Origin of the sequence: Pseudoflavonifractor capillosus, assembly GCF_016902575.1 — a bacterium.
In the GTDB taxonomy this organism is placed as follows: Bacteria; Bacillota; Clostridia; order Oscillospirales; family Oscillospiraceae; genus Enterenecus; species Enterenecus capillosus_A.
Genome location: NZ_JACSNZ010000001.1, coordinates 47,996 through 71,993 on the forward strand (window position 1 = coordinate 47,996; position 23,998 = coordinate 71,993).

Annotated in this window: 21 protein-coding genes; 18 read left to right on the forward strand and 3 right to left on the reverse strand. The window is 53.5% G+C overall.

Annotation, left to right across the window (positions count from 1 at the left end; translation table 11 throughout):
- The first annotated feature begins 614 nt into the window (after window positions 1–614).
- The 17 genes from H9X86_RS00270 (at window position 615) to H9X86_RS00350 (ending at window position 21,051) form a co-directional block, all read left to right on the forward strand.
- Window positions 615–1,229 carry a methyltransferase family protein gene (locus H9X86_RS00270; RefSeq protein WP_204899615.1) on the forward strand — a complete coding sequence of 205 codons (615 nt, stop codon included), beginning with the start codon at window positions 615–617 and terminating at the stop codon, window positions 1,227–1,229.
- 775 nt (window positions 1,230–2,004) lie between these two features.
- Window positions 2,005–3,069 (forward strand): YqaJ viral recombinase family nuclease, encoded by a 1,065-nt coding sequence (locus tag H9X86_RS00275; protein WP_204899616.1) that lies wholly within the window; start codon window positions 2,005–2,007, stop codon window positions 3,067–3,069.
- Window positions 3,070–3,085: 16 nt separating this feature from the next.
- Window positions 3,086–5,359 carry an SF1B family DNA helicase RecD2 gene (gene recD2 / locus H9X86_RS00280; protein WP_204899617.1) on the forward strand — a complete coding sequence of 758 codons (2,274 nt, stop codon included), beginning with the start codon at window positions 3,086–3,088 and terminating at the stop codon, window positions 5,357–5,359.
- A gap of 68 nt (window positions 5,360–5,427) precedes the next feature.
- A complete protein-coding gene (locus H9X86_RS00285; RefSeq protein WP_204899618.1) occupies window positions 5,428–6,516 on the forward strand; it encodes a hypothetical protein in 1,089 nt (362 codons plus the stop codon).
- Between the two features lie 38 nt (window positions 6,517–6,554).
- Window positions 6,555–8,333: a YodL domain-containing protein gene (locus tag H9X86_RS00290; protein WP_204899619.1), complete on the forward strand. Its 1,779-nt coding sequence runs from the start codon at window positions 6,555–6,557 to the stop codon at window positions 8,331–8,333.
- A 10-nt stretch (window positions 8,334–8,343) separates the two neighbouring features.
- Window positions 8,344–8,595 (forward strand): hypothetical protein, encoded by a 252-nt coding sequence (locus tag H9X86_RS00295; RefSeq protein ID WP_204899620.1) that lies wholly within the window; start codon window positions 8,344–8,346, stop codon window positions 8,593–8,595.
- Between the two features lie 73 nt (window positions 8,596–8,668).
- Window positions 8,669–9,643, forward strand: coding sequence for a Cas9 inhibitor AcrIIA9 family protein (locus H9X86_RS00300; RefSeq protein ID WP_243416752.1), 975 nt, complete (start codon window positions 8,669–8,671; stop codon window positions 9,641–9,643).
- Between the two features lie 11 nt (window positions 9,644–9,654).
- Window positions 9,655–10,200 (forward strand): DUF7666 domain-containing protein, encoded by a 546-nt coding sequence (locus H9X86_RS00305; RefSeq protein ID WP_204899622.1) that lies wholly within the window; start codon window positions 9,655–9,657, stop codon window positions 10,198–10,200.
- A 1-nt stretch (window position 10,201) separates the two neighbouring features.
- Window positions 10,202–12,394 carry a PcfJ domain-containing protein gene (locus H9X86_RS00310; protein WP_243416753.1) on the forward strand — a complete coding sequence of 731 codons (2,193 nt, stop codon included), beginning with the start codon at window positions 10,202–10,204 and terminating at the stop codon, window positions 12,392–12,394.
- A 169-nt stretch (window positions 12,395–12,563) separates the two neighbouring features.
- Window positions 12,564–12,941 carry a hypothetical protein gene (locus H9X86_RS00315; RefSeq protein WP_243416754.1) on the forward strand — a complete coding sequence of 126 codons (378 nt, stop codon included), beginning with the start codon at window positions 12,564–12,566 and terminating at the stop codon, window positions 12,939–12,941.
- An 11-nt stretch (window positions 12,942–12,952) separates the two neighbouring features.
- Entirely contained in the window at window positions 12,953–13,177 is a 225-nt protein-coding gene (locus H9X86_RS00320) for a hypothetical protein (RefSeq protein ID WP_204899624.1), read from the forward strand.
- Window positions 13,174–13,494, forward strand: a complete 321-nt coding sequence (locus H9X86_RS00325; protein WP_204899625.1) for a hypothetical protein — start codon at window positions 13,174–13,176, stop codon at window positions 13,492–13,494. The genes H9X86_RS00320 and H9X86_RS00325 overlap by 4 nt, the downstream gene beginning before the upstream one ends.
- Complete coding sequence (gene ligA / locus H9X86_RS00330; RefSeq protein WP_204899626.1) at window positions 13,494–15,515, forward strand: NAD-dependent DNA ligase LigA; 2,022 nt, start codon at window positions 13,494–13,496, stop codon at window positions 15,513–15,515. The genes H9X86_RS00325 and ligA overlap by 1 nt, the downstream gene beginning before the upstream one ends.
- 81 nt (window positions 15,516–15,596) lie before the next feature.
- Window positions 15,597–15,821 (forward strand): hypothetical protein, encoded by a 225-nt coding sequence (locus H9X86_RS00335; protein WP_204899627.1) that lies wholly within the window; start codon window positions 15,597–15,599, stop codon window positions 15,819–15,821.
- Between the two features lie 16 nt (window positions 15,822–15,837).
- Window positions 15,838–17,955, forward strand: a complete 2,118-nt coding sequence (locus tag H9X86_RS00340) for a hypothetical protein (protein WP_204899628.1) — start codon at window positions 15,838–15,840, stop codon at window positions 17,953–17,955.
- Entirely contained in the window at window positions 17,952–20,426 is a 2,475-nt protein-coding gene (locus tag H9X86_RS00345) for a hypothetical protein (protein WP_204899629.1), read from the forward strand. Before H9X86_RS00340 ends, H9X86_RS00345 begins: the two co-directional genes overlap by 4 nt.
- Window positions 20,419–21,051, forward strand: coding sequence for a hypothetical protein (locus H9X86_RS00350; protein WP_204899630.1), 633 nt, complete (start codon window positions 20,419–20,421; stop codon window positions 21,049–21,051). The genes H9X86_RS00345 and H9X86_RS00350 overlap by 8 nt, the downstream gene beginning before the upstream one ends.
- A gap of 258 nt (window positions 21,052–21,309) precedes the next feature.
- Here the strand turns inward: H9X86_RS00350 and H9X86_RS00355 are convergent, their stop codons facing one another.
- Window positions 21,310–21,726 carry a regulatory YrvL family protein gene (locus tag H9X86_RS00355; protein ID WP_204899631.1) on the reverse strand — a complete coding sequence of 139 codons (417 nt, stop codon included), beginning with the start codon at window positions 21,724–21,726 and terminating at the stop codon, window positions 21,310–21,312.
- Between the two features lie 314 nt (window positions 21,727–22,040).
- On the opposite strand from H9X86_RS00355, the gene H9X86_RS00360 reads away from it, so the two are divergent.
- Window positions 22,041–22,373, forward strand: coding sequence for a hypothetical protein (locus H9X86_RS00360; protein WP_204899632.1), 333 nt, complete (start codon window positions 22,041–22,043; stop codon window positions 22,371–22,373).
- 103 nt (window positions 22,374–22,476) lie between these two features.
- On the opposite strand, the gene H9X86_RS00365 is transcribed toward H9X86_RS00360, so the two are convergent.
- Window positions 22,477–23,244 carry a hypothetical protein gene (locus tag H9X86_RS00365; protein WP_006573928.1) on the reverse strand — a complete coding sequence of 256 codons (768 nt, stop codon included), beginning with the start codon at window positions 23,242–23,244 and terminating at the stop codon, window positions 22,477–22,479.
- The gene (locus H9X86_RS00370) at window positions 23,241–23,801 is read right to left on the reverse strand and encodes an RNA polymerase sigma factor (protein WP_006573926.1); all 561 of its coding nucleotides are present in this window, start codon (window positions 23,799–23,801) and stop codon (window positions 23,241–23,243) included. Before H9X86_RS00370 ends, H9X86_RS00365 begins: the two co-directional genes overlap by 4 nt.
- Window positions 23,802–23,998: the final 197 nt, after the last annotated feature.

The following is a 23,998-nucleotide window of genomic DNA, read 5'->3' on the forward strand; positions in this document are numbered from 1 at the left end:
TGGCTACGGAGTCCCATGCCATGTCTGTACGCCCTATAAATAGGAGATGGCGACCAAATTTCTGCAAATCCTGTGACTTTTGATAAGTTTCTTGAGTATTGTTGTTCCAAGCCGCAGATGAATAGGCCGAATTATCCTTGAAATTATTACCATATAATGACAACTCATCCGAAAGCGGGATAATTCCATCCGGCGCAGGCTTGCAGAAGCCAAGGCACAGGCGAGAACGGAAAAGCCACATCCCAAAAGGAAACAGCCAGACCGGGAACGGTCATAATCGCTTCCAGTGCCGCCGCCCGTGGGCTGCCCCTCTGGAAGAGGGCGCAACTATACACCGGTCAAGCCGGTGCGTTGCGTCCTGCCGGAAGCCCCTTGCAGGGAGCAGATGATTTCCACAGCTTTTCAATCTGTTCCAATCATCACAGGGGAAGCTACACTTCCCCTGCGCTGGCTGCCGCCAGCTACCCCTTTGTGGACTTGCCGCCCGGAAACACCTTGCGCTGCAAGCTGTTCTCGTCCAGCAAGTCGTCCAGCAAGTTTACGATTTTGTCTTTTATTTATAAGGTACAAGGAGTATAATGAAATAAAATCGCAGCGAAAGGAAGTATACTTAGATGGGTGACCCAAGTAAATTTTCAAGTATCATAGAATATTATATTGCGTTTTATGCCATTGCCATATTAGTTTTGTCTGAACTGGCAATATGGTTATTTTCATCAAGAGGTAGAGGAAAAGAAAAACGAAAATCCGCAGATAGCGGAACCGTATGGCTTATTATAATTGGCTGGTGTTGGGGAGTAATAGCAGGAGCGTTTTTCCGTAGCCAAAGTGTACCGGATTTTATACGTAGCTGGTTATTGCCGCATTTTTGCTATTATATCGGAGTGGTGTTTATTATATTAGGCGTTGTTATTCGTTGTACTGCTGTTCTTACTTTAAAAAAGGCATTCACTCTCCATGTCCAAACAACAAGCGATCAGCACTTAGTTAAAACAGGCTTATATCATTTCGTACGCAATCCGGCTTATACTGGTAGTATGGTAAGTTTGTTAGGTGTTGCATTAGCTTATCGGTCTATTCCGGGGGCTATCTCAGTAATGATCGTTTGCCTGATTTGTTACAGTATTAGAATTAGTATTGAAGAAACGGCGCTTAAAAATCAATTTCACGATGAATTTGAACGCTATTGTAAAGAAACAAAATATAGACTCATTCCTGGAATTTATTAAATTGCACAGAAAACTAAATACCAGCCGTCCACCGGCGGCACCACCGAGCAGGAAATCAGACAAATGGTTCCCTGCTCTTTTTATGCCCGGACGCCGGGAGAAAGGAGGTCACACCCCATCATGCCACCATGCCCGCACTTTGATTTAAGAATCGTCCAGCGCAGCAAGCGCCAGTCAGCCGTTGCTTCCGCCGCCTACCAGAGCGGGGAACGGTTGTTCTCCAGATATGATTAGAAGCAAAACGAAATACTATATACAGATATAATCACTTGACTAACACAAGATATTGTGCTACACTTTTTCTGTAATTGATTTTTGTGCGTTCCCCATGTGGGATACAGACTGAGTTTCTGTACCGCAGGCCAAAAGCCCGCATTGCACACGCAGTTAAGATTGTACTTGTGCCAGTAGTATTACTGCGCCCCTTTGGGCCGGTATATTACTGGCTTTTTTTGTTTTTTCGGGACTTCAGTTCCGCCAGCGAGGATGACTTTGGTTCATAGGTAACTATGGACATCAGGCGTTACGCCCTTTGTCACCCTCGCTTTTTTTCTGCCCAAATGCCGGAACGCGGCTTTGAGGATATATCTAAATTACAGAAAGGCAGGTATGCACACATGAATGTGAAACAGAAAAGTCAGGAGCGCCTGACAACTAAGAAAAAGCCGGCTGAGAACTGGCGACAGTATCAGAAACTGAATCAGACCGCGCGGAAACGCTGCCCGGTGATTCGGGCACCCGTCATTCCCCGTAGAACGCGGAGGGGGTGTTGAGTATGCCGGCAGGCAGTGCGGCTGTGAAAGAGAGGCATCAGCCTCTGGTGCTGGTGGATACGGCAGGCTTGTCCGAAGAAGAATGGCTTGCCTACCGCCGGAAAGGTATTGGCGGCAGCGATGTGGCGGCTCTGCTGGGCATTTCACCATGGCGGACAGCCCGAGATCTGTTTTATGACAAACTGAACATCGCAGTAGTCGAAGATCACGAGGACAACTGGGTGGCCCTGGAAATGGGACACCTGTTGGAACCGCTGGTGGCGAAGATCTTCCAGCACCGGACCGGCTACAAGGTCTATCAGATCAAAAAGATGTTCCAGCACCCGAAGTATCCCTGGATGCTGGCGGATGTGGACTACTTTGTAGAACTGCCGGACGGCACCACCGCTATTCTGGAAATCAAGACCACAAACTACAACGCCAAAGATAACTGGTGGCTGGATGGTGAGGAAACCATTCCGGCCTACTATGAGTCCCAGGGGCGGCATTACATGGCCGTCATGGATGTGGATCGCTGCTTCTTCTGCTGCCTGTATGGCAACAATGAGAACGAAAGCATTATCCGTGATATGCAGAGAAATATGGCTTACGAGGATGAGATGATTTTTCTGGAGCAGAATTTCTGGGAAAACCATGTCCTCACCAAGACACCGCCGCCTTACACCGAAGATGGCGACCTGGTGATCGAGAGTGTACGCCGGTACACCGGTCCTGCTGACAAGGATGCCCCTGCTGTGACCCTTGACCTTCCTCTGACAGCCAAGCTGATGCGTTTTCTCCAGCTCCAAGAGCAAAAGAAATACGCAGACGCCGGCAACAAGGAAATGGAGGAAGACATGAAGCGATTGAAAGCTGCCATCATCGCAAAAATGGGTAAAAGCTGCAAAGCCATCTGCCAGCAGGATGGGGTGAATTATACTGTCACCTACAACCCGGTTCGGATTCCGAGCATCGACAAGGATAATCTGAAACGGTTGAAGCTGGAACACCCGGACATCTACGAGCAGTATGTGACTGTTTCCGAGCATCGCCGCTTCGCAGTAAAGAGTGAAGCCGCGGCGGCATAAAGGAGGGAAAAAAGAAGTGATCCATAGAGGAACTTATGATGGGACGATCTATCATAACCCTGCAAACAAGTTCTGCATCATTAGTGTGAAAACCGCTGATAAGGATGTGCCTCCGGAGGCCCGGTCTACCCGCCGGTACAAAGACCATCTGATTCGATTCGTGGCAACAGGTTATGAATTGCCCCGCACCGATGCGGTGGAATTGGAACTGGACGGTGAATGGAAGAAGGGCAAGTATGGTATGCAGCTTCAGGTGGAACAGTGGCATGAAATCGTGCCGAGGACTAAGAGCGGCGTGGAAGGCTATTTGGCTTCCGGCCTTATCAAAGGCATCGGCCCGGCAACTGCCGCCCAGATCGTTGACCGTTTCGGCGTGGATACGCTGGACATCCTGCAAAATCATCCGGAACGGCTTTTGGAGATCAAAGGCATCACGGAAAGCAGACTGGAGGACATCAAGACCTCGTATGCAGAGAGCCGGATGCTCCAAGACCTGATGACGCTGCTCTCCCCATTCAAGATCACGCCGAAAACGGCCCTAAAGATTTACCAGCACTTTGGGCCCGCCAGTGTGGATATTTTGAAAAAGAGTCCCTTTGAGTTGTGCCAGGTATCCGGTTTTGGATTTCTCCGGGTAGATGCCATCGTTCAGAAAAACGGCGGCGACCTGCATGACCCCACGCGGGTCAAGGGCGCACTGTTCTGGGCGCTGGAGGACAGCAAGGGCGGCAAAGGACATTTGTTCCTGCCTGGTGAAACTTTGCGGAAGGAGGCTCTTCGGCTTCTCAACGCAAAGATCCCCGTCCCGTCTCTCCGGCTTCATGAACAGGAGGTCGCGGATGTGCTTCAGGACATGATTCTTCATGGCGAGGTGGTATCCGTCAAAGATAACATCTACCTGCCCCGCACATTTGCGCAGGAAGATGAAACGGCCCGGCGTATTGCCATGCGGCTTGTAAAACCGTCTGCCCCGGAGCGTATCGATCAGGTGCTGGAGCAGGTCAAGCGTGAAATGGGGCTGGCGCTGTCTTCCAAACAGGAGGCAGCGGTCTACGCGGCTTACCGCCACAGCCTGTCCATTATCACAGGTTCTCCCGGCACCGGCAAGACAACGGTGCTCAAGACCATTTTGGAAGTCTACCGCCGCCTGCATCCGAAAGGCGAAATCGTTCTGATGGCGCCGACCGGCCGTGCCAGTCGGCGTATGGCGGAAAGCACTGGCTTTGACAAGGCGCGGACGCTCCACAGCGCCCTGGGCCTCGGCAGTGAAGAAGATGACGCCAACCGCAGCAGACAGCAGGAGCCGTTGTCGGCGGACCTGATCATCGTGGACGAGTTTTCTATGGTGGATATGTGGCTGGCAGACAAGTTTTTCTCCCGCATCAAGGATGGGGCCCGTATCGTTCTCGTGGGCGACCCCGACCAGCTCCCCAGTGTGGGCGCCGGGACTGTGTTCCGCGAACTGATCGACTGCGGCCTGATTCCCGTCACGGTGCTGGACCAGATCTTCCGCCAGTCCAAGGACAGCCTGATCGCTTATAACGCCAAATTCATCAACGAGGGCAACACCAAGCTATATTTTGGGCCGGACTTTGTATTTATGGCAAGCGATAACCAGGCAGAGGCCGCGGAGCGGATCATCGCCCGTTACTGCCGGGAAATCGCGGAAAGCGGCATTGACCGGGTGCAGATTTTGTCCCCCTTCCGTTCGGAAGGCGCCGCGTCGGCGGAACAACTCAACGAGGCCATCCGCGAGGTGGTCAACCCGTTCCGCTCTGCCGAGGAAGAAATCAAAATCGGCGTCAAAGTGTTCCGGGTAAACGACCGGATCATGCAGACCAAAAACACCGCCAAGGTGTCCAACGGCGACCTGGGATTTATCCGCTATATCAAAGACGATGAAGATGGCAAGCGTATCGGTCTGGACTTCGGTGTGGGCCGAGAACTGGAATACAGCGTAGAGGATATGGTCAATCTGGACCTTGCCTACGCCACCACCATCCACAAGGCAATGGGCTCTGAGTATGAAACGGTCATCATGCCGCTTTTGAAAGCGCACACCGTCATGCTCTACCGCAACCTGCTCTATACCGGCATCACCCGAGCCAAAAAGCGCGTGGTGCTGATCGGCCAAAAGCAGGTGCTGTTTATGGCGATCCACCGGAATGAAATCGTCAAGCGGAATACGCTTCTGGGCACGCGCATCGGTATGTACTATAAGGCCTATGCCAAGCGGGCCGGAATCCCGGTCCCGGCAGCTCTGGAAGAAGAACTGAAATACGCTGGTTAAAAAAGAGGCGCAAGGTGCAGAAAATTGCCCCGCGTCTCCTATTTATTACACAGGAAGGAGTATATGACATGAACGACAGCAATGCGAAAACGATGTACGAAACTGTGCCTGCGGCCGCTGAACTGAACAAGGTGCCGGGCTTTGACCCGCTCAAGTTCCTCCGCCGCACCAAGGACACCCTGAAACTGGACCTGCCCTACCAGAAACTCTGGTTCCGCATGGCCCATCCCAACGGCCGTATGCGTCTGACGGCGCTGCGGATCACGGAGCAGATGGCGATTTTTGAGGCCAAGGTATTCCTGGACCGCAGTGACGCGGAGCCGTTCAGTATGAGCACGGCCCAGCAGACTACCCAGGACAGCCGCGACTTCGTGAAAGCCGCCCAGAATGAGGCGCTGAGCCAGGCCCTTACGGACGCAGGTTTTGGCATCCAGATGATCAGCGCCGGCGCCCAGGCCGACCTGATGGAGAAAAGCATTGAAACGCCGGTCAAGAAGGCCGCAGAACCGCCTGCCGGGCCGGCGGCACGCACGGCACCGCCGCAGGAGCCCCACAGCGCCCCTCAGAAGGGCGATACGCCTGCCGAGGGGAAATCCCCTGCCAGACCGATTGAAACGCCGCAAGGGGCGTTTGAGGCCGCAAGAACGACAACCGTGACAACTGCCCCGCCGGAGGAAAACGCTGTTTCGGAAACGGTGGAGCAGCACCTGCCGGTGGAGCCCGAGAAAAAATTTGATAGGCTTCCGGTTGAGGTTTCGCCAAAAGCGGAACAGCCGGCGGCGGAGGATGAACAGGCGGATGAATTGCCTGTCCACGGCAATGTGACGGAACTGCCGGTCCAGCGCATGGAGAAGCCTGAACCTGCCGCCGAGCCTATGCAGCCCGAAGATGACGCTGCCGGGGCGGCGGATACTGCGGTGGATACCCCCTCTTACACGAAGGACACGCCTATGGAGGATATTCTGCAGGTCATGACGCTGGAACAGGCCCAGCAGGTCATCGTAGACGATGGCATCTGCAAGGGCATGACGATTGCCCAGGTGGCCGAGAAGCGGCCTGTCAACCTGCGGTATTACTTGATCCCGGGCAAAAGCAAAAACAACATGGTCCGCGCTGCCGCCCAGCTGGTTTTGAATTCGCTTCAAAAAGCCGGCTGATATGGCCCCCGGCGAGGGCATGAAGGGAGGAATGACAGATGGGCTCGTACCCGGATGAATTTCCCTTCGGTATCATGGAAGTTGTGGAACTGCTGCACCTGCGGGTCAGGCGCCAGCAGGCAAACAGCGTCTATGTGGACTGCCCGTTCTGCGGTGACCGCCGCGGGCGGATGAATGTCAATTTCGTCAAAAATGTCTGGCGGTGCAATCACTGCGACGAACATGGCGGAATGCTGGCGCTATATGCAAAATTGAATCACACGACGACCTCTGACGCTTATTGGGAAATTGCAGAAGCTCTGTGTGACAATACCCACGAGGAACACGCACGCTCCGGGAATGAAGCCCAACAGCAGCCGGTCAGCACCGGGTCCCCATCTTCAGGGGCCCGGGCGGCCGCTGCAGGTTATTCTTCTTCCGAGCGAAAAACTGTGCCGCAGTCGGACAAAGCCAGCCCGGCCGAGATCCATCAGACGCTATCCCTCCTGCTGGCCCAGCTTACGCTACGGCCGGCACATCGGGAACATCTGCGTTCACCAAAGCGTGGGCTGTCTGATGAACAAATCGAGGCGCTGGGCTTTAAGAGTACCCCGCCGCCCTTCTTATGCCGCTCTATCACGGACCGGCTGATCAGGCAGGGCTGCAGGGTGCAGGGCGTACCCGGATTTTACCGGGACGACAGCGGCCACTGGACAATGGCATTTTATAAGAAAACCTCCGGCATCCTGATCCCCGCCATCGGCTTTGACGGCCGGCTTCAGGGATTTCAGATCATGCTGGATGTACCGCTGAAACACAAAGATGACCCGCCGGAAAAACCGGGGGCCAAGTACATCTGGTTTTCCTCTTCCTCAAAGACGGACGGGACAGGCTCCGGCAGCCCGGTACATCTGATCGGTGACCCATCCGCCCGGGTGGTCTATGTGATCGAGGGGCTGCTGAAAGCAGATATTTCCCATTGTCTGACCGGGCGCACCTTTGCCGCGATTGCCGGGGCCAACAACACCAGCCCGCTGGACCCGTTGTTTGCCCTTTTGGCGCAGAACGGCACGGAGGAAATCATTGAAGCCCACGATATGGACAAGTACAACAATCAAATGACGATGGCCGGGGCGTCGAAAATTTACCTGACGGCCCGGAAGTATGGCATGAACTGCCGGAGGCTGACCTGGAATCCCAACTATAAGGGATTTGACGATTGGCAGCTGGCACTTCGCCGGGAAAATCAACGGAGAAAGGAGATCGATAGACTTAGTTTTAAGGCGCAGTACCTCCGCGGCTTGTGTGAGCTGGCGCATATTGAGGACTGCATCGAACTATGGCAGCACCTGGCTGAAAACAAGACCTGCCTGACGGAGTATCTTGGCTTGACCAGAGAGGAACATGAAACCTTCCTGCGGCAAGGCAGGGATGCCCTCGGCGCCTTGCTGGAACCCCAGCGGCGGAAACAGAGGTTTGTGCTTTATCAGCTGGAACTGGACGAGCAGAAAGCCATCCCATTTGCTTTCAAGGAACTTGCGGCGTTACAAAAGGCCGGCTATGAACAGCCGCCCGCCGCCATGTACCGCATGGTCGGGGCTGGCGAAGTCTACTGCCCGGTGGAACAGAGCGACGCAGAGATTTTGAAGCGCCTGTTTGCTGACTGCCGGGAGGAACTGCCGGAAGGCTGCCACGGGCGGCCAATGGCGCTCTCTGATGTAGTAGAACTGGACCATTCTCCACGAAGGGTCTACTACTATGTCAATGGGGAGCATGAATTTCCGCAGGTCAAGTTTTCACCCATGCTTGCCAAAAAGGACATCAAAGAAGGGACATAAAGAGGCTTCAATGGTTGTTGTAAATGGGACGAAGAGAGGGCAGCTTCTGGCGCTTCTGGAACAATGCGCCCATCTGAACGCTGATGTGCGGCCCCGCACGGATAAGGGATATTTTACGGTGACGGTTCCGCCGCCGTGGAATGGACCGGCCCAGCGGAAAGCCCAGGAGGTGCAGGACAGGATCAAAAAATGGTCGGAGCAGTATCCCAATGTGATATGTTACTGTTTCGACAGCTTCAGCACACTACTCTATGTGCTGTGACACAGGTAAACGATGGCATGGAACAGGTTTTATCCTGATCCATGCCATTTTTGTCAACGGAAAGGAGTTTATTATGGGATATTTTTCGGAAATGTCGCTGGATATGCAGGAAGGCCGCAAACCGTCTGCCGCCTCGCTCACCCGCGAGTGCGCTTTTGAGGACGGGGAGAGCTTTGACGAGCTGCCGGTTCCGCCGGCTGACCGTCAGCCGGTACCGCCTGCCGCAGAGCCGGCGCCGCAGCCTGCTTTTGAAGACGACGGAGATTTGGATGAGGCCCCGGACGAGCTGGAACAGCCTGACGAGGCTGAGTCACCCGCAGAAAAAACCGATGAGGAGGACAATGCCGATGAGGGTCAGGCGGAGCCTGCCAAGGCCGATGCCTCCAATGCGGACGCTGACGAGGAACAGCGACGTGCCGAGCATGAGGCCGCCGAAGCCAAACGGAAGGCTGAGTGGGAGGCGAAACAGGCGGAAAAGAAGAAGGCCCTGCAGGAGCAGATGGACCGCTTGGCCGCCATGAGCGACGATGAGGTGGTGGCTGCCTCCATGCAGCGGGTCAGCGGCGATGTGGAAAAGCTGACCCGGCGCAATATGAAGGAGTGCGTGTCGGAGTATATCCAGACCAAGTGCCTGGAAGACCCGGCATTTGCCCGTCTCACCATGCACCCGAAGAAAACGATGGTCCGCTGCTTCCAGTACATCAGCCGCAAGGCGTGGGAGTACATCCAGGACGAATTGAAAGCAAACGGCATCCAGCCGGGACAGGGCAGCCAAGGGTATGGCTGCGATATTCCGGATGACCTGTGCTATCAGTGGTCGGAGGATTACTTCCGTGACGTAGACGCCAAAGAGGATCAGGAGCAGGAAGAAAAGTTTGTCCCCCATCCCTACTATGGCAAGTCTTCCGTGAAATCCTCCAAGAAAAAGAAGACCGAGAAAAAGCCTGCCGAGAAGAAAAAGCCGGAGCCCAAGCCGGCGCCGGAAAAGAAGCCTGCTGCCGACGGGCAGATGTCGCTGATGGATTTTGGTATGGCAAAGGCCGGCTGAGGAGGCAGAGTATGATTGCGTATAAAGGTTTTCGGCCCGGCATGATCTGCATTGGCTATCAGTTTCAGATGGGTCTTAATGTGACTGAAAAGGCCAACTGCCGCCAAAATGGATTCCATTGTGCGGAGGACCCGCTGGACTGCCTGAGCTATTACAGCGATGTAGACCATTCAGAATACTACATCGTCAACGCCGGCGGGGACATCGACGAAGACGAAGTGGATTCCAAGATCTCCTGTACCGAGCTGACTGTCCTTAAAAAGCTGACGAAAGAAGAACTGTTTCTCCACGGTCTCGCCTTCATGGCAGACCACCCTAAGCGAAAGTGGAACAAACATGTACGGAAGGACAGAGCTGAAGCATGGAGCGGCTATGCGGCAGTCCGCGGCACCGACCCCGTAGCCAAGGGCAGCCGGAAGGGTGATGTATTGGCCTTTGCCAAGGAGGACCCAGCCACCGGCAGCATCCAGCAGATCGTGGTGGCTACCATTGATGGAAAGACGCTCCTGCCGAATGTCTGGTATGGTGCGAATCTTGAAAGAAGGACGGTGAACTAAATTGAAGAAATCTATGCTTCTGGCGATGCCGATGCTGACGGCATCGCCGGAGATGAAAGAAGTGGCGATAGCGGACGAGCCCAAGAAGGAAAAAACTTACTGGGGCCATACGCGCATGATCCGCAAGTATCGTTTGTATATGAACTGCGTGATCCAGGACGGCATCCTCAAAGCGGCTTTCTACTTGCCTGATCACTTGCGCCTGGATGGGGACAAGCCCGCCTATGAGGTGTTCCTTGACAAAGAAAATCGCCAGTTTCTCACCTATGACCATTTAGAAAAGAAATGGCGTGACGCGAAACTGGATCGGCTGGAATGGCCTGGTGATGCTTACTACACCACATGCTGGGCTGGCAAAGAGGACGAGGATCTGGTGCAGGCATATTTTTCCGGCGAGCGCGGTGGCGCCCTCGGCATTCTCGATTTTCAACGGAATGTGCGGGATGAGCAGCTGGATCGGCACCACAAACGGATTACCGACCCGTGGGACCAGGATCTGGCGCAGGTTCCGGAATTGCCGAAAGATTGGAGGCGTTGGGCCGACAAGGTGGCCGTGCGGGAAAATTTTATATTTTACCACTACAAGCGCGGCGGCGCAAAAACCGGCTACTGCACCTTCTGCGGGAAGGAGGTGCCCATTTCCGGGCACCCCTACCACAACAAAGAGGGACGCTGTACCCGCTGTCGGCATCCTGTGGTGTTCAAGGCATTGGGACGCGCAGGCTATTTCCAAACAGATAAGTATTATGCCTATCTGATCCAGCGGTGCAAGGATGGTTTTGTTATCCGGGAATTCTGGGCGAACAGGACCTACCGAAAGGACAGGCTGCCACACAGCGAGCCTTATTGGCATGAGTTCCGGCGTTCGATTTATGACCACAGCGGCGAGGTCCGTTCCTATTACTGGGGAATGTACTGCCAGCGGGAAACGCGGTGGATCGCAGGGAGCCCTTGCTATTACTCCTATGCTGGCGATCAGGCCGGCCGGGTGTACGGGAAAACTTTGCCCAGTCTGGAGAAAAATGAACTTCGCCATACCGGCTTGGCCGAGTGGATACGCAGCCATCCGGACACCGACCCCGAAAAATATCTGGCGGTTTGGAAACGGCTTCCCCAGATGGAGCAGATTTGGAAAGCTGGACTTCCCCGGCTGGCAGCGGAGTGCTTCCGTTTCTGCGATAATGTGCGGAAATTGGTGCTGCATCCGGACGAGCCGGGATTGATCCGCGCTTTGGGCCTGGACGCCCAGAAATTCCGCCGCCTGCGCCAGTTGGACGGAGACACAGAGACCTTGGCCTGGCTGCAGCTTGAAAAAAAGACGGGCCAGCGCATACCTGATGAAATGCTGCATTGGTTCCAAAAGGAACGGATCAGCGCAAAAGATCTGCTGTTTATTGCAGACCGCATGAGCCTGGTTCAAATCAAAAATTATTTGCAGCGGCAAAAACAGTATTTTGATGGCAGCTGCCAGCAGGCGCTGACCACCTGGCAGGACTATTTTGCTATGGCAGAACGGCTGCACTATGACACCAGTGATGAGATCGTCTACCGCGTACGCAAACTGCGTCAGCGGCACGATGAGCTGGTTCTCCAGAGTGAAGCTGGGAGTCTGGAGGAACAGGCAGAGAAAATGGCGGCGAAATATCCCCATGTCGATGCTATCTGCATGGAGCTGCAGAAAAAATATGCCTACACCGATGAAGAATACACGGTGATCGCGCCCCAAAACATCTTCGAGATCATCAAAGAGGGGCGGATGCTTCATCACTGTGTCGGCAATGATGGCGCCGGCGAGCGGTACTATGACCGCATGGAACGCCGGGAAAGCTTCATCATGTTCCTACGCCGGACGGAGGAACCGGAAGACCCCTATTACACGCTGGAAATCGAGCCGGATGGTACCGTGCGGCAGAAGCGCACCCTGTTTGACCGTCAACATGAGGACATCGAACAGGCGACGGAATTTCTGCTCAAATGGCAGAAGGTCATAGCGGCCCGCCTTACCGGCCGCGACCTGAAGCTGGCTGAGCGGAGCCGTGAGCTGCGGAAGGAGGAATTCATCCAGATGCAGAAAGACCGTGTGATCATTCACACCGGGCATCTTGCCGGCCGTCTGCTGGCAGAGGTGCTGCTGGCCGATTTGATGGAAAATACGGAAGTCATGCAGCCGCAGGCACTCCCTGCTGCCGCGTGAGACAGGTTCAACGGCCGGGCGTCTTTCGGGGCGTCCGGCCCACTTTATAGAATGGAGGTCTTAGATGGGGAGAAAACGATTTGAGTACGAGATACGCGGTTACAGGTATGCGCCTGAGAGTTTCCGGGCTTTTAAAGGATTGCCGGGGCAGAAAATGGAGCAGATCTCGTTGTCGGGTGAACAGCGTCGGAAAATGGGCTATCTCTGTATGACCCAAGGCGGCAAGGCTGGTGTAGCCTATGTAAAGCACATCGAGCGGGAGCGGGAACACAAGTGCCGGCGGTACATGACCTATGGCTTTCTTCTCAAAGACGAGCCGCATCGGTATGTGTATTGCTCCAATCTTCGGTGTAGAGAGTGTGACACGCCCAAAGAGCGCCTGCGTATCCTGCGCCTCTACCGGGAACATCTGGCCCAGAACGACGGGCGTATTGAACAGAGTACCGAATGTGAGTTTGACGGAAATTTCCGCCCGGTTCATGTGCGGAAAAATTATGTGGTTGCCGACTTGAGCCGGCCGGTTGTGGTCTGGCTCTATGTGGCGTGAAAGGAGAAAAAATGAAACAGCTTGGCAATTTGGCCGTGGTCTGTGCCCAGCGCCCTGATGTGTTGATGCAGATTTATGGCAGCGAGGTAAGCGTTCATGTGGGAGAAGGACCGGAACGGGCCGTCCTCTCCACAAAATGGGATGATGATGAGACGATCCAGAGCATCATCCGGGAACTGAATTTTGGGCGGTATGCTTCTGGCAGCCAGCAGCGCAGGAAGGAGGGTGCCGCATGATCAAAAATCTCAATCAGCTCAAGCGCACACTGCGGCCAGGCGTGCGTCTGGAAGTCACCGGCCATTGCCGCCCTTCCTGTATCGGGCAGCTGCGGGAGGTCACATGGGTCAACACCCAGGGATTTTACACTAAAACGCTGAACCCGCCTGATCCCCGAATCAATGCGGGAAATGACGGACGCGGCGCCATCCTCTGGTGGGGGGCCGCGCGTACCTGGGAATTTGAAGATGGGGTGTGCAAGTCGTACACCTATGGTGAACATACGGCGGAGACGCTGATTATGGCGTTCCGTGTTTTAGAAGAGGAGGCGGTCTGATGGATCAGAATTTGATGAAAAGGCAGCGGGAACTGACCGACCGGCTCAACCGCTACCGCAATGAGTATTACAACCTCAACAGCCCCAGCGTCAGCGATGCTGTCTATGACCGGCTGTTTGAGGAACTGCAGGCCCTGGAAAAACAAACGGGTATCCAGATGGCGAACTCGCCCACCAGCACCGTGGGCTACCCGGCGGTCAGCAAGCTGGAAAAAACGAATCACCCGATCCCTCTGCTGTCCCTGGACAAAGTGAAGAATACGGAGGAATTGTGCCGCTTTATGGGTGAGCATCAGGTGATGTTCATGCTTAAACTGGACGGTCTGACCATCAAGCTGACCTATGAGGGCGGCAAGCTGGTGGAGGCGGCCACCCGGGGCGACGGCGATGTGGGCGAGATCGTGACCCACAACACCCGCGCCATCAGCGGAATTCCGGCACATATCCAATACGAAGACCGTCTGGTGGTCACCGGCGAGGCGTTCATCCGCCCCAGCGACTTTGAGCAGCTGAAAACCACTCTGGTGGACGGCGACGGGAAACCCTATAAAAACGGCCGTAACCTGGCGGCCGGCTCGGTGCGCCTGTTTGACGCCGGGGCCTGCCTGGGACGGCGCCTGATGTTCATGCCGTTCAATGTGCTGGAGGGTATGGAGGAAGTGCCCCGCAAATCGGAGCGCCTCAAGGCGCTGCGGCCGCTGGGCTTTCTGCCCTGCAAGTACATGGTCACCAAGCGCCCTCTGACGCAGGAGGAAACCGAGGAAGGTATCCGGCAGCTCAAGCAGTATGCGGCAGACGCTGACATTCCCATCGACGGTATCGTTATCACCTACAACGACATCGCCCTGTCCAAAAGCTGCGGGCGCACAGGCCATCACTACAAGGACGGCCTTGCCTTCAAATTTGAGGATGACTTGTTCCAGACAAAACTCCAGGTGATCGAATGGACGCCTGGCCGCACCGGTGAGATCGCCCCGGTTGCCATTTTTGAGCCGGTGGAGATCGATGGCTGCGAGGTGTCCAGAGCCAGCCTGCACAACCTGTCCTTTATCGAGGATCTGGAATTGGCACCGGGCTGCCGTATCCTGGTGAGCAAGCGGAACATGATCATTCCCCATGTGGAGGAAAACCTGGACCGGGGCAATTTTTCCCTGGATGCCGTGATCCCGCACCAGTGCCCCTGCTGCGGGGAGCCGACCAGAATCCACGAAACCAAAGGTCGCGGCGAAGACGGCGAGGAACGGATCATCAGGACCCTGTTCTGCGACAATGCCGCCTGCGAGACCCGGCGCCTCAAGCAGTTCGTCCATTTTGTGAGCAAAAAGGCCATGAACATTGAGGGACTGTCAGAGGGAACGCTGGAAAAGCTGATCGGCCGCGGCTGGATTCACAGCTATCTGGACATCTACCGTCTGGACCAGCATAGGGACGAGATCATCCGGATGGACGGCTTTGGCGAAAAATCCTGGCAGCGTCTCTGGGACGCCATCCAGCAGAGCCGCAACACCACTTTCGAGCGGTATGTCATCGCTATGGACATCCCGATGGTCGGCAATACCGCCAGCAGAGCCCTTTGCCGGGAATTTCACGGCAGCCTGGATGAATTCCGGGATGCCGTCTATGGAGGCTATGACTTCCGGCAGCTCCCGGACTTTGGGGAGACGCTGCACAACAACATTCAGGAATGGTTCAACGAGGAAGAAAATTTCTGTATTTGGGAGGAATTGCAGATGATGATGAACATTCAGAAACCGGCGGAGGCCGGTAACCAGACCGCCAAACAGGACAATCCTTTTTCCGGCATGACCGTTGTGGTAACTGGAAAGGTTGAGCCCTACACCCGCGACGAGATGAACAGCCTGATCGCCTCGCTGAGGGCGGTGGCCGGCAGTTCGGTGACCCGCAAGACCAACTATCTGGTCTGCGGCGAGAAAGCCGGCAGTAAGCTGTCCAAAGCGCGGGAACTGGGTATCCCGGTGCTGACGCCGAAAGAATTTTTCCGTATGGCTGGTGTGGCTTAACACGCCGGGTCATCAAAGTTTGACAATGGGGAGAGGGCTGTCTGAGGCCCTCCCCTTATGATTTTTATGGAGGATATGCAAATGGAGAAACACTATTTTGTTCCTGTTATCAATCGCATTTACACCAACCGCAATGACAAGCAATACCGCTGCACCGGCTTTGTGGAGGGCAGCTGCCCGTGGGAAACGGTAGCCTATTTTACAAGGCTGTCCGACGGCTGGAGCCTGGCCGCACACGGCCCCCAAATCTATGAAGACGGGACGATTGAATGGAACTATTCTACCGGCGGGCATTGGCCGCAGTAAAAAGGAGGGAAATGTTGTGAACCAAGAAATCATACCGACATACAGTGCCTACCAGAAGGTCATTGACCTTACGCTGTATCATGCCTTTGCGGAGCTGATCGTACAGATGGCGCAGGACGATGAGGAGAGAATCCTTTACCGTCAGCAGGAAGTGAGACAGATCTGGCAGAGAGATCAGAATGTTTCCGGCTATTTTGAAACTTACAGCCTGCGTTACCCCGGTGAAGTATTGGAGCGGTTCGAGGAAAAGCTGGGCGCAGATATGCGCATTCTCCGCGCGCTTGCACTGGCCCTGGGCTACACCCGCCAGTGTCAGGCCGACACGATGTTTGTGGGCAATCAGCGGAATGATTTTCTTCAGAAACTTCGCAGGACTGCCGGGACGGATGTTTACCTGCAAGGTGCGCTCTATCTGCTGGAAAGCGACGCTCCCCAGCGCCGCGCGCGGCTGGAGGAATTGGCCGCCAGAGAATACGCCAGGACGGAGGAGGTGCTGTTTGTACTCTCCCTGTTTGATGACACAGAGGCCGGCTATCAGGCCATGCGGCCGCAGTTGACGCGGCTGCTTGGGCCAGACCGGACGCTCCCTCTGGAATGGAATTTTGGCGTACTGGAATGGTTCATCCGTTTTTATGCCGAAGAGGCAAAACGCTATCGCGGCAAGAGCGACCTGGTGCTGCGGACACTGATGAAACTGCCCCACATGAATATGAAGCTGGACAGCCGGGAATTTTCCGTTCTCCATACCGCCGGGTACAGCATGGAAGAGATCACGCTGGCAAATTCTCTGGCGGTGTGGGCCGACCGGATACCAGGCCGGCTTTCGTCCAAAGGGATCACAGCGGAAAAAATTGCAGCGGCCTGTGTCCGTATGCTGCTGAACTGTCCGGATGGACAGCCGGAAGAGATCTATGCGTACATCGGCTGGCTGTTCCTGGTTTACCAGAAATTTGAGGTCAAGTACGAGGGGTATCAGGATCTCTGGGCAGCCATCCAGACGGGACTTGCACCCACAGCGCCCCGCACCATCCTCTGGATGAATCAGGAGATCAAAAAACAGTTTCCCTATCGCTTTGATGTATTCGATCCGCGATACGACATTTTGGCAAGCGGGCTGAGTAAGGGAGAGTATGCGGAACTGTTTACCGAGCAGATGCTCCGCTCCCGTGCGGCGATCCCGCTGCGGCGCTGGCTTACGCGGTATCAGGCATTGACTGGTGCGGAGTATATTGAGTATTTTAACGAGCGCCATTGGCATACGCTTCGCAGCTTCGCTTTGCTGGTGGAGCGGAAGGAAATCGATTTGTGGCAGTTTTTTGAGCAGCACAAGGAGGACGGGACTCGTGCCCATCCGCTGGAGCTTTTACAGGAATATGCGCTGAAAATCTCCAGCTGGCGGTGTTATCGGTTCGCGAAAAGACTGTTCAGCCAGTACACCTTCCCTCAGCTGCGGAAGATTTTCGGAAAGGACTTTTATTTCCACAAAGGTTTTATCCGGGAGGAGGGCTATTACAGCAGAAAGTCATACAGATTATCTATGGTCCGGCCGTTCCTGACGGTGGAGCAGCACCGGCAGCTTTATGACTGGATCGATGCTTCCTTCTTTCAGACGGAGCCGGAATACTATGATTCGTTTGTCCTCTGTGCCCTGAAGGCCCCGGAAGTGCAGCGCATCTATGACAAACCGTTGCTGGCGGCTGTACTGCGGCAGCTTCTGGCCCGTGATGCCTGCAATGGCTACGAGGCGGAGCAGTTAAAGGAACGGCTCTACTCCAAGGAGGAATTGGAGGCCGACCGAAAAGCCGCTGCCGAACAGGAAGAACAGGAAAAGGAACTCCAGCGGCAGCGGGAGGTTAGAGAGCGTCAGGAGAAATTAAAGCAGCGTTATGACGGCAGCGCGGAATCCCTGCTCCAGTTCATGCGCGGATATTACTATGGTGCGGCCAAAAAAGCGGCGCTGGATATGGTTTATGAGAAACTGCTGGAATGGCCGGCAGGCTGCGCCCAGACCCTTGCGGCGCAGGAAATGCAGAAATTCTTTGAGCTGTGCGGTGGCCTTGTGATATACGAGCCCCGGCCGCGCAGAGAGATATTGGCAATGGTGCAAACCATCGTAGGAGGTGAAGCGGCATGACCAACACATTGAAGCATTTATCCCTGCTCAGCCGCATGGAAAACAGCGGCCTGAAACCGAGACTGACGGGAAAATTCCCGGAGGACGCCCTGGATCAGACCTGCGAGCGGGTGGAAACTTTTCAATTACAGGACAGGCTCCGTGCCGGAGACGACAATGCGCAGATTCAGAAGGAGCTTGTTCGGACGCCGGAATTTGCCATGCTCTACCGGGCGTTGTGCGACCATGCGGCAAATGATGAAGCGATCACCAGTATGCTTCAGTCGGCTGCGGCCTGCGGGGAGCAGCTGACGCAGTATCCCCAAGAGTGGGTGCTGGCAGCGGCGGTCACAGATCTTCCTCCGTCCCTGCGGCTCTATTACATGAAATACTATCTGCCGTTTATCAAGTATGAGGAAGAAGAACAGGCCATCATCGACAACCTCAATGCCTTCCCGGCCGCAGAACGGGAGAAACTGCCCACATTAACAGACGCACAGAGGGACATGATGCGGCAGCCATTTCTCGGCCCGTACCTGTTCAACTGGCACGACAATGAACACGCGGCGCTGGTACTGCTGGAACAGAACCGGCCGCTCCAGCGGGTCCTCACGCTGCTCTACCGGCAGGGGGTGACACTGGCTCTGGACGCGGAACGGATCAAAGACCTTCATTGGGTAGAGAAGGCCGATGTGATGAAATTCCGCCGCCTGCTGGCTGCCTTTGAATACGACACCGAAGACCTTGACGCCTTCTTTGAGCAGTGGCTGGAAAATCATGCGGGGCAGTATGACCTCAACTGGTTCATCTCACGCACAGCGCCGTTGGACAAAAAACAGCGGCAGGAGATCCTGCGGAATGACCTGAGCTATCTCAATGCCCTGTATTCCGGCAGGCTCCATCTGGATTTCAGTGCCATCCGGCGCCATCAATTCCCCATCCTCACTTATGCGGTGCAGCATGGAAAGAAGCATTTTCTGGATCTGGTGAGCGAGCACAGCGAGCTGTTCCTTTCGCTGGGACGGTATGCGCTGCTGTTTGAGGACAAGTTCTGTGAACACTGCAACCTCAACAGCCTCACGGCCAAGAACCTGCAGGCGTGTGACACCGTAGAGCGCGGCAGCAGCTACTTCGACCTGTTGGAAGATGGCAGGCAGTACACCTTTGAGGAAATGTGGCTGCTGTGGCGGCAGGATGAAATCTATGTCCGGCTTTACGCCATGCTGACGCCCCTTTCCGTGGACAGGCGGCTGCTTACCCTCCGCCAGCTATTGAAGTATGGTCTGCTCAGCCGCCACATGGAAGATCAGGAGCTGGAACAGCTTGCCCGGTGTCTGCTGGAACAGCCGTTCAGTGAGTGGTATCGAGGTTCTTTTGGTCACATCCGCGGCCTGACCCGGCGGACGGCCATGCGGCTGATGCAGAAGTATGAGCAGCTGCAGGCATTCATCCCGGAACTTCAATCCGAGGCGGATGCGATCTTTGTACTCAACAATGGGGCGGTGATTGCCGGACAGAAGAACTGGACGCAGGTTCGCGCCGCCGTTTTGACGATGGACCAGGACTGGCTCGACCTGAAACAGAGGTTTTCTTTTACCGATGAATTTGTGGAGCAGCACAGGGAGTCGGTCACCAATTTCCTGCTGCGCGGCGGCAGTGCGATGGTGCGCTCTCTGTACGGCTACCTGCAAGGCAACGACAAGACTATCGAGGCCCTGAGAAGGATCGTACAGGCCGAACTGATGGGCCAATTCTATGCGTTGAAATACTTTGCCGACGACTTGCAGCGGGAGATCCGCTATCCCATCAGCGAGGTGCAGGAGGCAGCATGGAAACGCAATCTCACGCTGGAGCGGGGGTCGTTCTCTGCGGAAGAAGCGGACGATTTCTACTTTACGATGCGGTTGGGCGAACTGCCCCACAGCACCTGCCTTTCCTGCTGGACCGGGAACCAGAGGGACTGTCTGCTGGCGGCCTTCGACTCCAACAAGAAGATGATTTTGATTCGGAAAGGCGAAGACATTGTGGCCCGCGCCTGCATCCGGCTGACGAAAGGGGCGTTCCAAAGGCCCGCGGACTTTGATTTTTCCTTTGCCGATCTGGCACAGGAGCAGTCGGCGGGCAAAATGGGAGCCAGCGATGAAATGTTGATCCTGTTTTTGGAGCGCATCTACACTTCCGGCTTAAACGATGAAGAAGCGGAAACCGCAATGAAGATGGCCGTTTCCCTGGTGACGCAGAAAGCGGCGGCCATCGGCGCCGTCGCCGTGCTGGCGAGGCGTTATCAGGATTGCTATGACCGCGATCAGTATATCGGCAGCCAGTTCTATGTGTATATCTCCAAGTCCAAGAATGGACAGCAGTATCTGGATTCTATGGGAGGCGCCGCAGTGACTTCCCATAAAGAGCAATATACGGGGACTGTTTTCCTCGTAGAACAGGCGGCGATGCGCACGGCAGCGCCGCAAAAGGAGGATAAATCTTATGAATGACCGTACACTGGTAAAATTACGATGCAATAAGGAAATTTTGGATATTCGGACCGTATCCTGGACCCGAAAATCTCCCCGCAGCTTTTCCATTCTGCGCAGCGAACTCCAGCAGTTGGAGCAGCGGCCCAAAAACCGGCTGATTTCCAGTGACTGCGGTTCCTTTGCCGTCCTGCGGCTGACGCAAGGACCGGATGGCGTGAAGATGCTGGAGATCCGGTTCACCTGGCTCCAGGAGATCGGTGCCGGCAAAGTACACGGCTGGCAGGAGAGTATTCGGCTGCCCTATGAGCCGTTCCATGTCTTCGTGGAAATTGGAGAGGATATGGATGGTGCAGAATGGCGCCATCTCTCCGTCCCGGAGATGGTCACGCCCCGTTATGAGTTCCACAGCCGGAAAAATCTGCATGAGGTTGCCCGGCGGCCCATTCTGCGGCGCAAGCTGGGAAGGGTCCTGGAGCGGCATTTCCAGTGGCGTGGCACAGAAAAGATCGTCATTTATGATGACAGCCAGCCTTACAGCTTCTTTTTTGAAGAATACACGTCTTATGGCAGAGGGATCTGCGGCGGCATCATCCTGGATAGCGCCGAGAATTTGGCAAAGGCCAAGTACAGCGTTAATACCTAAATTACGCGCTGACTTCGTGTAACAAACGCAACGCCGCCGGACAGAGGGATTTTCCTTCTGCCCGGCGGTATTTTTTTGTTTCTCAAACAATAGTACGGAGTGGCAGCACTCCTTGCTGTTACCTCTTGATTGTCTGCAAGCAAAAGCAGGCAGGACTGCCAATGATGACAAGAAACAGCATTTAAGCGATATGGCTGGCATTGCTATTTGGCGGAAATATAAAGTATCATAATGGAAAATGTGAAAAAAGTGAACTTATCACTCTTTTTTCTTGATATCGCTAATTCCAAAGAGTGCAAACACCAGAGCCAAAACAGTCAGTGAAATAGTATTTGCAGATACAGAGGGCATGAAATAATCGACGATATAGAAGCCATAAAATGTAGCGATAGTATCTAACAACACATACATACAGACAGCGATTTCCCTTGTTATTCTGTCGAGATTAAGCAAAGCTTTTGGTAGTGCACCCGCTATTAAATTTATGGGATACGAAACAACTGATGCGATTATAAAATAGAGGATAAAGCCGCCGACGCTCTCATATTCAAAGCCGAGCAGACGCATAATTGCACCGCTGAATATGGCGATTATGGCCAGGACGACGATGATTAGAAGCGCCCCCAAAATGAATGTGATTATTTTTTCCCGCTCTTTGTTGCTGTTATTATCCAAGAGTTTCGCTCCCTTATGTCGTGATTTGATTTTGAAACTGATATGAGTATATCACAGGAATATGAACTTTTCCATTGGAATTAAAACAATTATCAAAACCTTAACGACCTATCTAATACGGCTATCCAAGAGGTGGCATGTTGCCTATACTCTTTGTGGGAGAAATATCAGAAGGGTTCTTGTAGACAGGTAAAACAAAGTTGTTGCCAAGCTCTGTCCGTTTCGACTTCCTGCTCTTGCGTTTTGACATTCTATATGGTACTCTTTCATCATAAGCCAACCCAGTTTATACACAAAGGAAAGGTGATCTTAAAATGGCAGAGTCCGAGAACAAGCGCACGCGCCGTACCCCGCAGGAGAGAGCAGCTGAGGTGGACGAAAAAATCGCAAAGATAGACCAGGCCATCAAAGAGCTGGAGTCGAAAAAGGAATCTGTTGTGGCAGAGTATGATGCGAAGATCACCGCAGCCAGGGACCGCATCAAATCTCTGGAGGCCAAGAAGCAGGAAATTCTGGCTCCCAAGCCGCCCCGCAAACCTCGGAAGACGAAAAAGCAGAAGATCCAGGAAATCGTTAAGCTGGCAATGAAAAACGGAATGTCGGTGGAAGCGATCGCCGGCCAGCTCCATGTAGAAGTTGAGGACTAAATCCTTTGCAATATAACAGCAGCGCCGCCCCGACTCTACCGGGGCGGCGCTGTTCTTTTAGTGAGAAAATTTTTATATTCTCAGTACATGAGAGACCTTATTTTCATTCTTCTGCGTTTGAATCAACTGTCCTTGCATCATCATTAGTATATAGATCAGCAGGAATTGAACTGACGGAAAGTTGTTCTTCTGGCGATAAGGAATTATACCATTCAAGCCATTCAAGAGTTTCTTCGGTCAAGTCGGACTTGCTGAATAATTGCCCATTAAATTCAACGGTGCCATCAGAACTTATATCATCAGAAATAGGCGTCAATGCCTTTAGCAGCTCATTTCCTGCTACACCTAATTGTGCATCATCACTTGCAAAGGGAATACGAAGCAAATATTGTTGGTCTACTTCATAAACATAGATATAGATGCCTGAACCGATATCCTGTGTGTCACCTAAAAATGAAAGAACTTCCTCCCTTGTCATGGTTGGGGTCAATTCTCGTATTTGCTCAGATGTTACCTGTGTCGGTGTATCAATCGGCTTTTCGTTATCTGGCGATAGGTTAAGGATTTCTTCGGTCAATGGACTGCTTTCCCCGGCATCAATGGTTTTTGCCGCTTCTTTTATTTCTTTGCGAGAATAATCACTTAAATCTTCAACAGGAATACCGAGGGAATTCAGATAATTAACTGCCGCATTATATTGGATTGTATCAATAGCAAATGCAGTTAATGGTATCATCAAGCACAAGCACGCCGCTATGGCTCCCCACTTAAACCAACTACCTTTTTTCTTTTTTGGGGTGTCATGAACCGCATTATAGATAAGATTGTCGTCAATTTTACCAATCGCATCTAATAGTTTTTCACTTTTCATAAATTGATCCCCTCCTTTTCAAAATATGTCTTCAGATCATTTCGCATACGGAACAGCAAGGACGCAACTTTGCTCTCACTCATACCATAAGCTACAGCAATATCTTTTATCGAAAATAGATGCCAATAACGCCGAATAAAGATATTCCGTTTTTGCTCTGGCTGGGCGTATAAAAAATCATTGATTGCTTTTACTAAGATCTGTTCATCTATCATCTGCTCAACATTTGCTTGATCTGGGATGCAATCTTCCAATTCGGATAACACAAGGACGGTTTGCCCCAGGCCTCGCTTCTCTGCGGTATATTTCTTGAAACGATTGATCGAGAGGTTTCGGGTGATTTTTCCCAAATAGGTTGATAAGCGTTCTGGGCGTTGCGGCGGCATGGACTTCCAAGCACCTAACCAAGTATCGTTGACACATTCCTCTGCGTCCTCGTTGTTATGCAGGATATTGTAAGAAATGGAATGACAATAGTCGCCGTATTTATCTGCACTTGCAGTTATGGCAGCTTCGTTCCGCTCCCAATACAATCCGATGATTTCATTGTCCTTCATTGCGTCCTCCTTTCCTGTTGCGTAAAGGCCTTTCACCTATATACACAACAAAATTTGTTATTCATTGCATGAAAAATGAAAAAAGGTTAAAAAATTTGGGGGACTCAAAAGTATAATTTCAACCGCGAACTCTCAGTGCAATTTAGCTTTTCAAAAAATTATACCACAGTGCTTCGGAAATCTGTACTGAACTGTGA

Bases quoted from the DNA above. Each gene is read 5' to 3' on its own strand.
- H9X86_RS00365 (WP_006573928.1), bottom strand. From the start codon at position 23,244: ATGAAAAGTGAAAAACTATTAGATGCGATTGGTAAAATTGACGACAAT.
- H9X86_RS00275 (WP_204899616.1), top strand. From the start codon at position 2,005: ATGCCGGCAGGCAGTGCGGCTGTGAAAGAGAGGCATCAGCCTCTGGTG.
- H9X86_RS00335 (WP_204899627.1), top strand. From the start codon at position 15,597: ATGGAGAAACACTATTTTGTTCCTGTTATCAATCGCATTTACACCAAC.
- H9X86_RS00350 (WP_204899630.1), top strand. From the start codon at position 20,419: ATGAATGACCGTACACTGGTAAAATTACGATGCAATAAGGAAATTTTG.
- H9X86_RS00360 (WP_204899632.1), top strand. From the start codon at position 22,041: ATGGCAGAGTCCGAGAACAAGCGCACGCGCCGTACCCCGCAGGAGAGA.
- H9X86_RS00345 (WP_204899629.1), top strand. From the start codon at position 17,952: ATGACCAACACATTGAAGCATTTATCCCTGCTCAGCCGCATGGAAAAC.
- H9X86_RS00290 (WP_204899619.1), top strand. From the start codon at position 6,555: ATGGGCTCGTACCCGGATGAATTTCCCTTCGGTATCATGGAAGTTGTG.
- H9X86_RS00325 (WP_204899625.1), top strand. From the start codon at position 13,174: ATGATCAAAAATCTCAATCAGCTCAAGCGCACACTGCGGCCAGGCGTG.
- H9X86_RS00305 (WP_204899622.1), top strand. From the start codon at position 9,655: ATGATTGCGTATAAAGGTTTTCGGCCCGGCATGATCTGCATTGGCTAT.
- ligA (WP_204899626.1), top strand. From the start codon at position 13,494: ATGGATCAGAATTTGATGAAAAGGCAGCGGGAACTGACCGACCGGCTC.
- H9X86_RS00300 (WP_243416752.1), top strand. From the start codon at position 8,669: ATGGGATATTTTTCGGAAATGTCGCTGGATATGCAGGAAGGCCGCAAA.
- H9X86_RS00285 (WP_204899618.1), top strand. From the start codon at position 5,428: ATGAACGACAGCAATGCGAAAACGATGTACGAAACTGTGCCTGCGGCC.
- H9X86_RS00270 (WP_204899615.1), top strand. From the start codon at position 615: ATGGGTGACCCAAGTAAATTTTCAAGTATCATAGAATATTATATTGCG.
- H9X86_RS00295 (WP_204899620.1), top strand. From the start codon at position 8,344: ATGGTTGTTGTAAATGGGACGAAGAGAGGGCAGCTTCTGGCGCTTCTG.
- H9X86_RS00320 (WP_204899624.1), top strand. From the start codon at position 12,953: ATGAAACAGCTTGGCAATTTGGCCGTGGTCTGTGCCCAGCGCCCTGAT.
- H9X86_RS00370 (WP_006573926.1), bottom strand. From the start codon at position 23,801: ATGAAGGACAATGAAATCATCGGATTGTATTGGGAGCGGAACGAAGCT.